The organism is candidate division WOR-3 bacterium, from assembly GCA_011052815.1.
Lineage (GTDB): Bacteria > Hydrothermota > Tepidihabitantia > SM23-42 > SM23-42 > DRIG01.
This window is the reverse complement of sequence record DRIG01000064.1, coordinates 1-15,399: the sequence shown is the minus strand read 5'-3', so window position 1 is coordinate 15,399 and position 15,399 is coordinate 1. Positions and strand designations below refer to the sequence as shown.

12 protein-coding genes are annotated in these 15,399 nt (G+C 44.0%); 11 read left to right on the top strand and 1 reads right to left on the bottom strand.

Going from position 1 to position 15,399, the window contains the following annotated elements; genetic code table 11:
• Positions 1 to 67: 67 nt before the first annotated feature.
• From ENI34_06050 to ENI34_06010, 9 genes are all read left to right on the top strand, one after another.
• Positions 68 to 2,080 carry an SAM-dependent DNA methyltransferase gene (locus ENI34_06050; protein ID HEC78688.1) on the top strand — a complete coding sequence of 671 codons (2,013 nt, stop codon included), beginning with the start codon at positions 68 to 70 and terminating at the stop codon, positions 2,078 to 2,080.
• On the top strand, positions 2,077 to 2,676 hold the full coding sequence (locus ENI34_06045; protein HEC78687.1) for a hypothetical protein: 600 nt from the start codon (positions 2,077 to 2,079) through the stop codon (positions 2,674 to 2,676). The genes ENI34_06050 and ENI34_06045 overlap by 4 nt, the downstream gene beginning before the upstream one ends.
• Positions 2,673 to 3,989 carry a restriction endonuclease subunit S gene (locus ENI34_06040; protein ID HEC78686.1) on the top strand — a complete coding sequence of 439 codons (1,317 nt, stop codon included), beginning with the start codon at positions 2,673 to 2,675 and terminating at the stop codon, positions 3,987 to 3,989. Before ENI34_06045 ends, ENI34_06040 begins: the two co-directional genes overlap by 4 nt.
• Complete coding sequence (locus ENI34_06035) at positions 3,986 to 5,134, top strand: ImmA/IrrE family metallo-endopeptidase (protein HEC78685.1); 1,149 nt, start codon at positions 3,986 to 3,988, stop codon at positions 5,132 to 5,134. Before ENI34_06040 ends, ENI34_06035 begins: the two co-directional genes overlap by 4 nt.
• Positions 5,135 to 5,136: 2 nt before the next feature.
• Entirely contained in the window at positions 5,137 to 5,655 is a 519-nt protein-coding gene (locus tag ENI34_06030; GenBank protein ID HEC78684.1) for a DUF4411 family protein, read from the top strand.
• Positions 5,655 to 8,669: a type I restriction endonuclease subunit R gene (locus ENI34_06025; protein HEC78683.1), complete on the top strand. Its 3,015-nt coding sequence runs from the start codon at positions 5,655 to 5,657 to the stop codon at positions 8,667 to 8,669. Before ENI34_06030 ends, ENI34_06025 begins: the two co-directional genes overlap by 1 nt.
• 190 nt (positions 8,670 to 8,859) lie before the next feature.
• Entirely contained in the window at positions 8,860 to 10,206 is a 1,347-nt protein-coding gene (locus ENI34_06020; protein ID HEC78682.1) for a hypothetical protein, read from the top strand.
• Between the two features lie 229 nt (positions 10,207 to 10,435).
• Positions 10,436 to 11,467 (top strand): hypothetical protein, encoded by a 1,032-nt coding sequence (locus ENI34_06015; GenBank protein ID HEC78681.1) that lies wholly within the window; start codon positions 10,436 to 10,438, stop codon positions 11,465 to 11,467.
• 74 nt (positions 11,468 to 11,541) lie between these two features.
• The gene (locus ENI34_06010) at positions 11,542 to 12,246 is read left to right on the top strand and encodes a hypothetical protein (GenBank protein ID HEC78680.1); all 705 of its coding nucleotides are present in this window, start codon (positions 11,542 to 11,544) and stop codon (positions 12,244 to 12,246) included.
• 98 nt (positions 12,247 to 12,344) lie between these two features.
• Here the strand turns inward: ENI34_06010 and ENI34_06005 are convergent, their stop codons facing one another.
• Positions 12,345 to 12,842, bottom strand: a complete 498-nt coding sequence (locus ENI34_06005) for a hypothetical protein (GenBank protein ID HEC78679.1) — start codon at positions 12,840 to 12,842, stop codon at positions 12,345 to 12,347.
• Positions 12,843 to 13,076: 234 nt separating this feature from the next.
• Here ENI34_06005 and ENI34_06000 point away from each other — a divergent pair, with 234 nt between their 5' ends.
• A complete protein-coding gene (locus ENI34_06000; GenBank protein HEC78678.1) occupies positions 13,077 to 13,289 on the top strand; it encodes a hypothetical protein in 213 nt (70 codons plus the stop codon).
• A 1,106-nt stretch (positions 13,290 to 14,395) separates the two neighbouring features.
• Entirely contained in the window at positions 14,396 to 14,953 is a 558-nt protein-coding gene (locus tag ENI34_05995) for a hypothetical protein (protein HEC78677.1), read from the top strand.
• Positions 14,954 to 15,399: the final 446 nt, after the last annotated feature.

Sequence of the window (15,399 nt, the reverse complement as noted above, 5' to 3'; positions counted from 1 at the left end):
ATGTTGGATTTTTTAAATTCAGTGTATTTCAAAGGACTGTGCGGGAAGCTAGAAAAGAAGGGAGACCGTGAATAACTTCGGTGAAAAGGTTAGTTTCATCTGGTCTGTTGCAGATCTCCTGCGCGGGCCATATCGGCCGAATCAATACAAGGATGTCATGCTTCCGATGACAGCCCTTCGGCGGCTTGACTGCGTGTTGGAACCGACCAAGGAAAAAGTATTGAACAAGCTCAGGAAGCTGCAAGACTCCAAGCTTAAAAACGTGGAACCCATCCTTTGTCGGGTATCCGGTGTACCATTTTACAACACGAGTCGCTTTACATTCGAAAAGCTGAAAGGTGATCCCAACAACATCGCAGCCAATCTTACGAACTACATCAAAGGTTTCTCCAGTCGTGCCCGCGAGATCATCGAGCACTTCGGCTTTGAGGAACACATTGCCAAACTCGACAAAGCCAATCGGTTGTATCTTCTCGTATCAAAGTTCTGCGAAATAGATCTCCACCCGGACAGAGTGTCCAACCGAGAGATGGGCTATATCTTTGAGGAACTTGTCAGGCGTTTCAACGAAGCTAGTAACGAAGAAGCGGGCGACCATTTCACGCCGCGCGAAGTTATCCGGCTAATGGTTGACCTTCTGTTTCTCCCTGACACCGATATTCTCACCACGAAACGCATCATTAAAACTCTTTATGACCCTGCCTGCGGCACCGGAGGGATGCTTTCTGTTGCTGAAAGCTATGTACGCGAGCTTAACCCTGACGCACGTCTCGAGGTCTTTGGACAGGATTTCAACCCGCAGGCCTATGCTATTTGCGGCTCGGACATGCTGATCAAGGGTTATAATATTGATCACATCGCTTTTGGGGATAGTTTCACGGAAGACCGTTTCCATGATAAAAAGTTTGATTATATGTTGGCTAATCCACCTTTCGGTGTGGAGTGGAAACCTGAGGCTGATTTTATCAAGCGGGAACATGAGGAACAGGGCTTCGGAGGCCGCTTCGGCGCGGGACTGCCGCGCATCAACGATGGGTCCTTGCTTTTTCTGCAACATATGATCAGTAAGATGAAGGATCCCAAAGAAGGTGGCACGCGCCTTGCCATAGTTTTCAACGGGTCTCCTTTGTTTACCGGCGGTGCAGGCTCTGGCGAGAGTGAAATCCGTCGCTGGATTATCGAAAACGACTGGCTGGAAGGCATTGTCGCCCTGCCCGACCAGCTTTTCTATAATACCGGCATCTATACCTACCTCTGGATTGTTACGAACCGGAAGGAAAGGAAGCGCAGAGGCAAAGTTCAACTTGTGGATGCCAGGACTTTCTTCAAGAAAATGCGCAAGAGTTTGGGCCAGAAGCGCCACGAGATATGCGAAGACCAACGAGAAGAAATCACCCGCCTCTACGGCGAGTTTAGGGAAAAAGAGTATGTCAAGATATTCGATAACGAGGACTTCGGCTACCGGCGTATCACGGTAGAGCGACCTTTGAAGTTGAATTTCACTGTTACAGACGAACGACTTGCGCGCGTACGTGAAACCAGACAATTCCTGAACCTGGCAACGAGTAAGAAGCGCAAGGATAAAAAGAAGGCCGAATCCGAGATAGCTGAAGGGAAGAGACTTCAGGAAGCGATCCTATCGGCACTTAACGACTTGAGTGGGATGGGTGTGGTCAAGAACCGCGATCGTTTTGTGAAGATGTTGAAAGAGGCGTTCAGGAAAGCGAGCATCAAAGTCCCAGCGTCCCTTTTCAAGGCCATACTTATGGCGCTGGCGGAGCGGGATGAAACGGCGGACATCTGCACTGATTCCAAGGGCAATCCCGATCCTGATCCAGAATTGCGCGATTACGAGAACGTGCCGCTGAAGGAAGATGTGCAGGCTTATTTTGAACGGGAAGTCTTGCCACATGTTCCCGACGCCTGGATCGATCACAGCAAGACAAGAATAGGCTACGAGATTAACTTCAACCGCTACTTCTACAAGTATACGCCTCCGCGACCACTGGAGGAAATCGAAGCCGACTTGAAGAAGATTGAGCAGGAAATCGCGGACATGCTCGCGGAGGTGACGGAATGAACGGCGGCGTTCCACCTGAGGTTCGTGATCGCTTCCGTTCCGCCCTCGTGGGTTTCCTGAGTAAGGACGGCGATCTGCTCGGCCTCAACGTCAACGAGCGATCGATCACGCATTGTCTCGCAGAACATCTCCACGAAGCCTTCCCGGATTATAATGTGGATTGTGAGTACAACCGACAAGGCAACGAGACGAAGCGTCTCCCCGTTGGCCCAACGGACTGCCGTTCCGATGACCTGGATGCGGTTACCGTTTACCCGGATATTATCATCCACAAGCGAGGAGTTCAGGACAACAATCTGTTGGTCATCGAAGTAAAGAAGTCGAACGCCAGGAATTGCTCCGCCGACAACGAAAGGGACATTAATAAGCTGCAAGGCTTCACTGATCCGCGCGGCGAATACCGTTATAAGGTCGGCGTCTTTCTGATCCTGGATGTCAACAACAAAGGCCAAGGAACGGTGCGGTGGTTCATAGCAGGAGAGCCGCTGGGCGAGCCTGTGGGAATTGCCGACATGCTCGCGGACCTGCCTGCGCCCGTGTGCCCGACAGGCAGGCCGCAGAGCGAAGCAGCGCGGCAGACAGGGGTGACGAAATGAGGCCCGCCGTTGCGCATGGCACTCAGACCACGGCCCGGCGCTATCGCCCCTATCCGCGATACAAGGACTCTGGCATCGAGTGGCTGGGCGAGATTCCGGAACATTGGGAGATAAAACGACTCAAGTATGTAACCCGATGTCTTGACGGTCGTCGTATTCCACTCAATGCGGAGCAACGAGGCCGAATGCAGGGAGAATACCCTTACTGGGGAGCAAATGGCATCGTTGACTATTTGAACGACTGGCTATTCGACGAAAAGCTCGTCTTGTTGGGAGAAGATGGAGCCCCCTTTTTTGAGAGATTCAAAGATGTAGCCTTTTTCGTAACCGGCAAGGTTTGGGTCAACAACCATATTCATGTTCTTCGAGCTCTGCGGAGCACTGAACCACGTTATCTCGTCCACGTGTTGAATATGACAGATTACGCTGCCTTTATTGATGGTACAACGAGGGACAAGTTGACGCAGGACAAAATGAACCATATCCCCGTCCTATTCCCACCGGTAGACGAACAACGTGCCATTGCCGCGTTTCTCGACCGGGAAACGGTGCGAATTGATGTATTGATAGAAAAGAAAGAGCGTCAGATTGAGCTATTGCAAGAGAAGCGCGCCGCTGGCATCAGCCACGCCGTCACCAAAGGACTCAACCCCAACGTCAAAATGAAAGACTCCGGCATCGAGTGGCTGGGGGAGATTCCGGAGCATTGGGAGGTAAAAACCCTCAAACGCGTATTCAGAATTCTAAACGGCTCAACGCCCAAAAGTGGTGAGCCATCATACTGGGATGGAGATATTCCATGGGCAACTCCGGATGATTTAGGCAGTTTACAAGGTGATACATTGTTTTCTACTCGGAGGATGATTACCGAAGATGGCTACAATAGTTGTGGAACAACACTTGCACCAGCCGGTAGCTTGGTGTTATCCACACGGGCCCCAATAGGTCACCTTGCAATTGCCGCCGTACCCCTATGTACGAATCAAGGATGCCGTTGTTTGGTATTCCACACCAAGGATGAAACGCGGTTCTTTTACTATCAGCTGCTAACAGCAAGGCAAGAGTTGGAATCTTGGGGACAAGGTTCGACTTTTCAAGAGCTGAGTCGAGACAAATTGGGCGCAGTTTATCTGGTAGCGCCTCCTGTTGACGAACAACGCGCTATTGCCGCATTCCTGGACCGGGAAACAGCGCGGATTGACGCACTGATTGAGAAGATCAGGAAATCCATCGAACTGCTCCGTGAGTACCGAACGGCCTTGATTTCCGCCTGTGTTACGGGTAAAATAGATGTACGAGAGGAGGTGGCGTGAGGCGCATTGAGGTCAAACCGGAACTCTTACGATGGGCACGGGAGCGGGCAGGCCGGAGCATGGCCAGCCTGCGCAGAAGGTTTCCTAAGATTGATCAGTGGGAGAGCGGTGATGTCAAACCAACACTCAAGCAGCTCGAGGCCTACGCCAATTTTGTCCGCGTACCTTTAGGTTACCTGTTTCTTCCTGAACCTCCAGAGGAACGAATTCCGATTCCTGACTTACGCACAATCCGGGACGAGGGATTCAGGTACCCAAGTCCGGACCTTCTCGATACGATCTACGCGATGCAACGGCGGCAAGCATGGCTTCGGGAGGAATTGATCGAGTGCGGAGCGGACCCAGTGGAGTTGGTGGGGAGCGCTCGACTGCGCGATGATCCAGAAGCAGTAGGACAGGAGATGCGGCGAGTTATAGGATTTGAGAAAGAGTGGGCTGCCCAAGTCCCCACATGGACGGAAGCAGTTGGAAAACTGCGACGAGCCGTAGAAGAACTGGGCATTATGGCGGTTATCAATGGTATTGTGGGAAATAACACCCACCGCAAGTTGAACGTTGAGGAATTTCGCGGTTTTGCCCTCAGCGACGAGTACGCTCCTCTTATTTTTGTTAATGGAGCTGACGCGAAATCTGCACAGATGTTCACCTTGGCACACGAACTGGCGCATATCTGGTTGGGACAAAGCGCGTTGACCAATACGGGTCTGATATTCCGGCCGTCGCAAAGGATTGAGTCGTGGTGTGATCGGGCGGCAGCCGAGTTCCTGATCCCCGCTTGGGAGCTGAAAGAGTACTGGCGGGAAATCCGGCACGAAGCCATGCCGTTCGAGGCCATTGCCCGGCGTTTCAAAGTCAGCCCTATTGTAGCCGGTCGCCGAGCGATGGACCTGCGCTTGGTAGGGCGAAAAACCTTTTTTGAGTTCTACCAAGAATACACAGAACAGGAGTACTGGCGCCGTCCTGCTGGAGGAGGGGGCGATTTTTACAACAATCAGAACTTGCGCGTCGGCGAAAGATTCGCCTTGCACGTTATCCGTGCTGCAAAAGAGGGACGATTGAGCTTCAAGGAAGCCTATGATCTGGTTGGGTTGCGAGGCGGCACTTTTCAAGAATATGCCTCTCGTTTAGGAGTAAGTCTGCCATGAGCATGAATTGCCCCTACGTGTTGGATTCAGACGTATTTATTGCAGCAAAGAACAGCTATTACGCTTTTGCGATATGCCCCGGATTTTGGGACAGTCTGATTCATCATCATGGTGAAGGTAATGTTTGCAGTATCGACAGGGTCAGAACAGAGCTGTTGAGCGGACGCCCTACGGAGGACCTTGTTCAATGGGTGAGAAGCGACTTGCCGTCCGAATTTTTCAAGGGTACGGACGACAAAGCCGTAATATCAAATTATGAAATGATTATGCTCTGGGTGCAGCGGAATGCGCAGTATTCCGATCAAGCCAAGGCCAAGTTCGCGACTGAAGCGGATGGCTGGCTTGTGGCCTATGCGATGGTTCACGACGCGACGGTCATCACGAATGAGCAACCTCGGCCCCAATCAAGAAGCCGGATCCTGCTGCCAGACGTTTGCGCGCATTTCAATGTAACTTACAAGGATACCTTTTCTATGCTTAAGGATTTGGCGATCTGTTTCGAGTGGAGAGGTTCAGGTTAATGCCGGGTAAGTACACAGAACAGGCTTTTGAATCTGCCATCGAACATCACCTCGTAACTGTGGGCGGCTACGAAAGAGGTAACCGCGAGGCGTTCGATCTGGAGCGGGGGCTGTTTCCGCAAGATGTTCTTGCCTTCATCCGAGAGACCCAGCCCAAAGAATGGGTGTACCTCGAGAAACTTCAAAAGGACAAGGCCGAGGAGACATTGCTTGACGATCTATGCCGGGCACTCAACTCTGAGCATGAGGGGTGTCTGTCCGTTTTGCGTCACGGATTTAAGTGCTTCGGAAAACTGTTTCGCGTGGCCTACTTTGCCCCGGCAAGCGGCCTCAACCCGGATACGCAGAAATTATACGACGCCAACCGTTTCACTATCACGCGCCAGCTCCGTTACTCAAACCGGTACGGCAATACGCTGGATGTGGTTTTGAGCCTCAACGGCATCCCGGTCGCAACTGCAGAACTTAAGAATCCCATGACCGGCCAAACTTGGCGGGATGGTGTTATTCAGTACAAGAACAACCGCGATCCGAACGACCTGATATTTCACTTCAAAAAACGAACGTTGGTCCACTTTGTGGTTGATACGGATGAAGTTTATATGACCACACGCCTTTTGGGTAGGAATACACATTTTCTTCCCTTTAACAAGGGACGCGACTTCGGGGCGGGCAATCCGGATAACCCTAGTGGGTACAAAACATCCTACCTTTGGGAAGAAGTGCTCGAACGTCATAGTTTCCTCGATATTCTGGCGCGGTTCATCCATCTCCAGATCGAAGAAAAGAGACTTGGTGGGAAGAGGGTGAAGCGTGAGGTGATGATATTTCCTCGCTACCATCAGCTCGACTGTGTGCGTAAGATGGTTAGGGCGGCCCGCGAAGAGGGTACGGGCAATAATTATCTGGTGCAGCATTCAGCGGGCAGTGGGAAAAGCAATTCCATTGCGTGGCTCGCCCACCGCTTGGCGAGTCTGTACGACGAGCATGACGAAAAGGTTTTTGATTCGATTATCGTGGTGACCGACCGGGTTGTGCTCGACCAGCAGCTTCAGAATACCATATACCAGTTTGAGCATAAACAAGGAGTAGTCCAGAAGATCGACAAAGACTCTGCTCAGCTTGCGCATGCTCTTGCTACAGGAGTTCCCATAATCGTCACCACCCTCCAGAAATTCCCTTTCGTGACTGAAAAAATCGGGGATTTACCGAAACGAAAGTACGCCGTGATTATCGATGAAGCCCACAGTTCACAAGGTGGAGAAACGGCTGTCGAATTGAAGGGCGTGCTCGGAGGTGCTGCCATTAGGGAAGAAGCACGAAGGATTGCCGAGGAAAAAGGTACTCTCGACCACGAAGAAGAAGTTATCAGAACGATACTAAAACGTGGTCGGCAGCCTAATATTAGTTTTTTTGCATTTACCGCCACACCTAAGTACAAAACCTTGGAAGTATTCGGCCGCCCCGGACCGGACGGCAAGCCACAACCTTTCCATATCTACAGTATGCGGCAAGCTATTGAAGAGGGATTCATACTTGATGTTCTTCAAAACTACACGACTTACAAAACGTATTATCGGTTGGTGAAGGCCATTGAAGACGATCCGAAGGTGGATAAGCGAAAGGCGGCCCGGGCTCTTGCTCGTTTCATGAGCCTGCATCCGCATAATATCGCGCAGAAGACCGAGGTTATGGTTGAGCATTTCCGACATTTCACTATGCACAAAATCGGTGGTAGGGCCAAGGCTATGGTAGTCACATCCAGCCGCCTACACGCCGTGCGCTATAAACAGGCCTTCGATAAGTACATTGCTGAGAAAGGCTACAAGGGCATAAAGACACTGGTGGCATTTTCCGGTACGGTAATCGACCCGGATATCCCAGATGTGGAGTATACTGAAGTCAGCATGAATAACGGTATCCGGGAGAAGGAGCTTCCTGAACGGTTTGCTACGGATGAATATCAAGTATTGCTTGTGGCTGAGAAGTATCAAACCGGTTTTGATCAGCCACTTCTCCACACGATGTACGTAGATAAACGTCTTTCAGGCATCCAGGCGGTCCAGACGCTTTCGCGCCTCAATCGTATCCATCCTGGTAAGGAAGACACGTTCGTATTGGACTTCGTCAACGAGCCGGAAGAGATTTTGTCGGCATTTCAGCCGTATTACGAACGAACCTTGATCGGTGAGCGGGCGGAACCAAAACAGCTTTACGATCTCCAGGCAAAACTTGATGCATATCAGGTCTACTACAAGACTGAGATTGAAGAGTTCTGTAAGGTATTTTACAAACCCAAGAGAAACCAGACAGCTTCCGACCATGCGCGAATGAATGTTTGTATCGATCCAGCAGTGAACCGGTACAACAAACTTGATGAAGGAAGGCGTGAAGAATTCCGGAAGGTGCTGGTTGCTTACAGGAATCTATATGCTTTTCTTTCGCAAGTGATTCCATTTCAAGATACAGACCTCGAGAAACTGTACTCCTATATTCGCTTCCTACTAACAAAACTTCCAAGAGGTGACCGCGGACCAGTGTATAACTTCGATGATGAAGTGGCGCTCAAATATTATCGCCTCCAGAAGATCAGCGAAGGATCGATAGTTTTGGAACCACGTGTGGAATACAAGGTTGACGGACCAACATCGGTGGGCACAGGTATGGTGCGGGGAGAGAAGATAGAACTCTCCAAACTGATTGACATCCTCAATGAGCGTTTCGGTACGGAGTTCAAGCCCGGAGATCAGCTCTTCTTCGATTCGATTCGCGAAGATGCAGCAGCCGATTCTGATCTACGGCAGGCTGCTTTGGCTAATACAATGGAGAACTTCAGCTATGTTTTCCTTAAAGCGCTGGAGGGACTTTTTATCGATCGGATGGAACAGAACGAAGAGATCACAGCGAAGTTTTTGAATGATAAGGAATTCCAACGTATTGTGGGACAGCATCTTTTAAAGGAAGTGTACGAACAAATCCGTTCTGAGGAGAATAACCAAAAGAAATTAAGATAGAAGATTCAATCAGAATATGACAGACGGTTCGTCCGAAAGATATATTTATTTTGATCAGATTAATCAGCTTAAAAAACGAATTAGGCGTTTTAAGCCGAGGTCGTTAATAAGTACTATTGCTAAAAGAATGTGGGTGGTTGACAAAAATCTTCAGGAACAGCGGAAAACTACTCTTCATGATATGTATCATATGATTAAATTGAGTATATTAGCTGACGAAAATCCACATGAGAAGCGTAAAGAATTCTATTTAAAGGATCTTTTTTCATTAGCAAAAATTTATTATGCAATGAAGTTTCCTCAATTTAACTATGCTAAAAAGAGAAATATTTCATTAACAGTAATCATCAAATGGTTGTTTCAATGGTCTCAAGCTCCATATCAAGAAATTGTGGATCCTGACGCAATAGGTAGAACAATTTATTTATTCAAGGACACTGAATATGATAGGATGTTTCAGGAATTAGTTAAATTATCAATTTATGAGTTTTGTCGGGGTTGTATGCTAATCTATGCCATAACATTGAGAGCGAGACTCTTTTTCCCAGAAAAGTTCAAAAAATCAAATTTTGAGATATTGCGTCCCCCGAAAATTAATTTCCTTCTTAAATATATAAAATCGGACTTTTGTGAATTCCGTAAACGTGTTTCCAAACATGATTTACGAGGTGATCTTTTTGAAAGATTCAGCCCGCCAGTGCTCGAAAAATATCCTCTTATACAACTTGATGCAGATTCTTATATTGCTCCGTGGCCTCATTTTTTTACCAATAGATTATGTTTTGGTCCGTATCACATCCTAAAGGAAAAATATGGTTATAAATTCACCGAAAGATTTGGTAAGAGGTTTCAAGCGTATATCGCAGAACTTTTGGGGATAATAAATAATAAACACAATATAAAATGGTTTTCCGAGAAAGAGTTAAAGCATCGAGGTAAGTGCCCTGATTTTGTGGTTATAAGTAGAGATGAGATGTTGTTAATTGAATGTAAGGGGATTGAGGAGGCGATTCCCTATATAGATGAAAATAGATTGAAAGTTGATGAAGGTAAAAAACTTGGTAATGCGGTTGTCCAGTGTTTTGAATTCAATGAAGCTGTAAAGAAAGGCTATGTCCCCAAGATTAGTTCGAAAATTAAAAACAGTTATTGTTTAGTTGTAACATATCGGCGATTCTTTTTTGCAAATACTCCATTCTATAGACAAGAGGTTATTTTAGACACGCAAAGTAACTACAGGGGTAGTCAATGCTTCCACCAATTTGTTAAGCGATGTCAAATAATAGATATTAAAAATTTTGAACGTCTTATCGCTTTACATTATTGGTCAAACCAATCAATAATTGATGTGGTAAGTAGAAAAATAAAGGATAAACCTGATGATGAATTTGATATTTATTTGGTAAATAAAAACAATAAAAATTATATAAGAAAAGGAGTACCTCAAATAGGAGATAAATTTAGAGATCTTGCTCAAAACTTGCAAGAGGAAGCCGTTTCGGTTAGACCCGAAATTTCGAAACTAATTTCCCCTTGACAGATTGGGAATAGTTGGTATAATAGAAAGAAGAAAAGAGAAGGTATGTCTTTAGTAGGATTTTCTACTAAAGAACATACCTTGTTGTATTAGGAAAATAAGATTGATGGAAAGGAATAAAAGGAGAAAAAATTGGGAATGCTGATTGACAGATTCGAATTGCAAGGAACCCTGTTTAATCTTGAATGGGAGCCAATTGTAAAGATGAACCATTATCATGTAGGTGCAGATGTCATACTACAGCAAGGGAGGAAAGATGAATAAAGTATATATTCTTGGTGCTGGAGCATCAGCAGGATATGATAAGTCTGAAGTGTCTCTTCGTTCTCCAACGGCCAGAGATTTTTTCAAAAAGGCTATGCAATTGATAGATAAAAATGCTATCGAAGGACAAAGATTCCATAATTTATTTAACTTCTTAGAGAAATATTACTGCTTCAAAAAAGAAGATATAAAAGAAAAGGAATTGGATATTGAAGAAGTTTTAACTATGCTCGATTTAGAAACATCCAAAAATGAGTTGAAGATGGCCCGAAAAGAGTTATTGGAGATGATTTTTCTGACACTTAATAAAATATTGTATGGTAAAAGATGTCCTTACCATAAAAAGCTGATAGAAAACTTAAAACCTACTGATACACTGATTACATTTAACTGGGATCTTCTGGTAGATAATGTTTTATCAGAAAGAGATGTTCCAGACTATAAAGGCAATTTCTCAGCATTTTATATAGATAATCAATGGCGGCGAAGCTGCGGATATTCAAATGGCCCTGGTTTAATCAAATTGCACGGTTCTCTTAATTGGATGGCATGTAAAAAATGTAATAAGAATTACTGCTATGTCTTAAGTGGAAAGGTCGCTGCAGACCAAGTAATTAACCCAGAAGATCCAAAAACGCTGTGTCCAGGGTGTCAGAAGCAAATGGAACCTATCATTATTCCACCAACATTAGCGAAGAGATACTCGAATGAATTATTGGATTCTCTCTGGGCTGAAGCATCAAATTCAATAAAAGAGGCTAATAAAATAATTATTATCGGATATTCCCTCCCTGTTACTGATTTTAAGGCTAAATGGCTTTTTATGAAGTCCGTTGCTATGAGACGAAGACCACTTGAAACATTAACCATTGTTGATAAATATCCCGACGCCTTAGGTGATAAATTTAAGGGTTTATTCAAGATTAAAAATGATAGATTCTCGTGTATAGAAGGAGAGATAAAGGAGTATGTAGAATGTCATATCCAAAACGATTAATTGAAGTTGGAAGGCATTTGGGATCAGACCTGGAAATTAGAAACTAATTAAGATGTATTATAGAGGAAGATAGTTTGGAAGAAACTTGCTACCTTTGTGGCAAAAAAATTGATAAAAAAAATAGAACCTTAGATCATATTCCTCCAAAACAATTTTTCCCCTCTGCATTAATCAGGAAAGGTAATATTCAACTTATAACATTACCGGCACATAAAAAATGTAATGAATATTATCAAAAAGATGAGGAATATTTTCGATTGAGTATCGGCGCTTCGGCTTGCGGCAACCCTATATTAGATGGGATATGGGAAGATATAAAGCGGATGGTTGGTAGACCTAAAACTCAATCATTAAGACTTAAGGTCTTTAGCGAATTTATCAAAGAGGTTAGGACGCAAAGCGGAATTATATTGCCAGGAATAGTCGCTAAAATTTACGATGCCAAGAGAATTTTTAGAGTTGTCTGGAAAATTATCAGAGGATTTTATGTCATTGAGTTTTCAAACATTTTACCAGAACAAACTGAGCACTTTGTCTCATATGTACAGAAAGATACTCCCCCTGTATTTTCTGGTACAAAATTAATGGACTTATTTTATGTAACTCTGCTTCAAGAAGAACGTGGAAATTATAAAGAGGTATTTTGGTACAGGTATTTTTTGTCCCCAAGGAAAGATTTCTATACATGGGCCATTCTTTTTTGGAGTAGACATCTCTTCTTTGTTTTTCACCACATGCCAGATTGTAATTGCGGACGGTGTGAATTAAAACAGAGTTAAATACTCTCCACAACATGAAACAGCATTTTTAATATTTTACCTCTTTCTTATCTGTAGTATCTTAGTAATGAATGATTCATACAATTCACCACAAAATACTAATCAGGTAAAGTAAACTCAAAACCATCTTGTTGATTATATGTCAAAATTTGTTTTTCATGTTGTATCATTTCTTTAGTAACTTTAAAACGTACTTTTAGACAACGATTAAAAGTATCGTTGTAGGACATTGTTACCATGAACTTATTGTCTACTTTGCTAAAATCAGGCCATGGTAAAGTTACATTTACATCTGAAAACTTTTCGTGATGTAAAAATTTGGCTATTTCTTTTTTCTCACCATCTGGATATTCAATTGTAATATTCCAGGCCGGTCCCCGACCAATATTCTCAATTTTGAAATCGCCACTAGTAGATACTCTTGTCGATGTCCAACCAATACCACGTGGAATCACGAGCGGCAAGAAATTATCTCTTCTTGTCTTCTGCGTTTCTTCAAGACTATGTTTGGCAATATATATTGCTCGAATAGCAGCATATACCATAATGATATTCACTATAAGTAGTACTACATTTATTCCTAATACACTGTTCATAGTTTCTCCTTTCAATTAATTATAGTCTTACCTAATATTGTGTCAATAAACAAAAGGTATGTGCTTGGCCCCGAAATTTCGAAACTGATTTCCTCTTGACAGGCGGGAAATAGTTGGTATAATAGAGAGAAGAAAAGAGAAGGTATGAACTTCAGCAGCACGTCTGCTGAAGCTATACCTTTTTGTATTAGGTAAGTTAGCTGTGTAATAGGAAAGAAAAAAGAGGAGGAAAAAATGAAGTACGTAGGATTAACCGATGATCCTGTTCGTCGTCGGCAAGAGCATGGCGATCCGAGTGATTGGAAGCAATGGAGTTTCAACAGTGAAGATGAAGCACGAAGATGGGAACAGCAAATGCTTTCATTACCTGATTATACGGGTGGCCCAGGTGGCGAAGGTTGGAGGTATGGATATACTTACACTATAAAACCTTCAACTATTCAATGAATAGGGAACAATCCAGGGGCACCCGTGAAGAAACTACCGTCTGCGTAGAGATTTTCCAAAATATCGTGCTGGGGTTCTTTATATATTTACCTTTGAATCAATAGAATCGGATCAATTTCTCAATCATACTTGACAAAGTGGACAATTTTGGGTATTATCCCAAATGAAAATGAGAATTGCTGATTTTCTTACGAAATTATCCAATTTTGTCCACCCTCGAAACTGGACGATTTAGAGGATAAAATTCCCACCATTTTCCCACACTTCGTAAACACTCTGTCATTCTGGTAATTACCAGAATGACAGAGTGACCATCGCGTACCCGAGAAGAATTGAAACGGTCAAAATTCGAGGCAGTCTCGGAAAACTGCCGATGATTTATAGCAGACCTATGAGGAATTGAAACATGTGCAATTATTGTGCAATTAATGTGCAATATGTGCATTTATAGCGTACCCCTGAGAAAGAAATCCAGGCGCGAGGTCTGGAAATGTAAGAAAGAGAGATTCTTCGCGGAGTTTACACTGAACAGAGTGAATGTGCTCAGAATGACAAGAAGGGGAAGCGTTTGGAGCGTTTAGAGCGTTTAGATCGTTTGGAGCGTTAGGAGCTGCGCTGGATGAAAGATCACCCCCACCTTAATCCTCCCCCATCAAGGGGGAGGAGAAACGGAGAAGCGTTTGGAGCGTTGGGAGCGGTGTTGGATGAAAGATCACCCCCACCTTAATCCTCCCCCCTCAAGGGGGAGGAGAAGAGGGGAATGGGCAAAGGGCGGAGAGGGAGATTCTTCGTCGCGTTGCTCCTCAGAATGACAGAGTGAGATTAGAAGACTGATGCGGCTTCAGCCCTGGAATTTTGAAATTAATTTGCATCACCTTGACTTATAAATGAACCTGGATATAATTTAATAAAGATTATGATCAAAAGGACCAAGCTACTCAATGATTTTGAACGCAGGGTGATGAGAAAAGAAAGAGCAAACTATTTTAAGAACTACCGTATATGGTGGGGTATGTATCAAGAAGCAGTACACTTAGGGATATTTCCTTTAAAAAACTCCCTGGACGGGATTGAAAAAGACATTAGAATTGCACGAGTAATTAATCGTGTTTAATAAACTTCTCGCGAATATTGCAAAATCATTAAATACAAAAAAAATAGATTATATGGTAATCGGCGGTCAGGCAGTGCTTCTTTACGGTGAACCACGATTTACAAAGGACATTGATATTACCTTAGGACTTGATCTTTCAGGGCTGAATCTCATTATCGATATAGTCTCACATCTCAGACTGACGATACTACCTGATAGTATAGAGGAATTTGTAAAGCAGACAATGGTATTACCGACACTGGATCCTAAAACTGGACTCAGGGTAGATTTTATATTTTCTTATTCAAATTATGAAAGAGAAGCATTAAAACGCATAAAGAAAGTGAAATTTGGTCGAGTCGATGTCAATTTTGCCTCATTAGAAGATGTTGTTATTCATAAAATCATTTCGGGGCGACCAAGGGATATTGAAGATATCAAAATTATGCTTTTAAAAAATCCCGGGTTTGATAGAAATTATATTACTCTGTGGTTGCAAAAATTTGACAGGGTACTGAAACAGAAATACAATCGAGTTTTTAAAAAAATCGAAAAAGAGATCGAGGACTGATTTCCATTGTGAAAAGCAGAGTTGGGAGTGTTCCCAGATCCTCTTGACAGGTTAGAAATGGTTTGTATAATAATGGGAGAAGAAGGGATGTTTCTTTTGACAGGTTTTACTGTCAAAAGATATGCCTGGTTGTTTTAGATCTTTCGCTGAGTAAGGAAATAGGGTAGAGGAGAACAGGAATGAAGCGAGAGGAATATTATTTTTAACTATGGAGGAGATTAGTATAATTGAAGATGCAGAATAAGAATATAGATTTTATTATTTATTCAGACGAAGCCGGTACCTGGGATAATAGTGCATATTATATTCGGTCATGGGTTAAGATATCTGTTCCAGATTACAATTTACTGCTGAAGGAAGTATTGTTTCTAAAACATGTGGCAGGAATAAGCGCATTAAAATGGTCGAATTTCAAGAACAGTTCTGATGAGTTTAAAGATATTTTT

Coding starts and splice junctions, on each gene's coding strand:
- ENI34_06045 (HEC78687.1), top strand. CDS start 2,077: ATGAACGGCGGCGTTCCACCTGAGGTTCGTGATCGCTTCCGTTCCGCC.
- ENI34_06040 (HEC78686.1), top strand. CDS start 2,673: ATGAGGCCCGCCGTTGCGCATGGCACTCAGACCACGGCCCGGCGCTAT.
- ENI34_06030 (HEC78684.1), top strand. CDS start 5,137: ATGAATTGCCCCTACGTGTTGGATTCAGACGTATTTATTGCAGCAAAG.
- ENI34_06025 (HEC78683.1), top strand. CDS start 5,655: ATGCCGGGTAAGTACACAGAACAGGCTTTTGAATCTGCCATCGAACAT.
- ENI34_06020 (HEC78682.1), top strand. CDS start 8,860: ATGATTAAATTGAGTATATTAGCTGACGAAAATCCACATGAGAAGCGT.
- ENI34_06015 (HEC78681.1), top strand. CDS start 10,436: ATGTCATACTACAGCAAGGGAGGAAAGATGAATAAAGTATATATTCTT.
- ENI34_06005 (HEC78679.1), bottom strand. CDS start 12,842: ATGAACAGTGTATTAGGAATAAATGTAGTACTACTTATAGTGAATATC.
- ENI34_06000 (HEC78678.1), top strand. CDS start 13,077: ATGAAGTACGTAGGATTAACCGATGATCCTGTTCGTCGTCGGCAAGAG.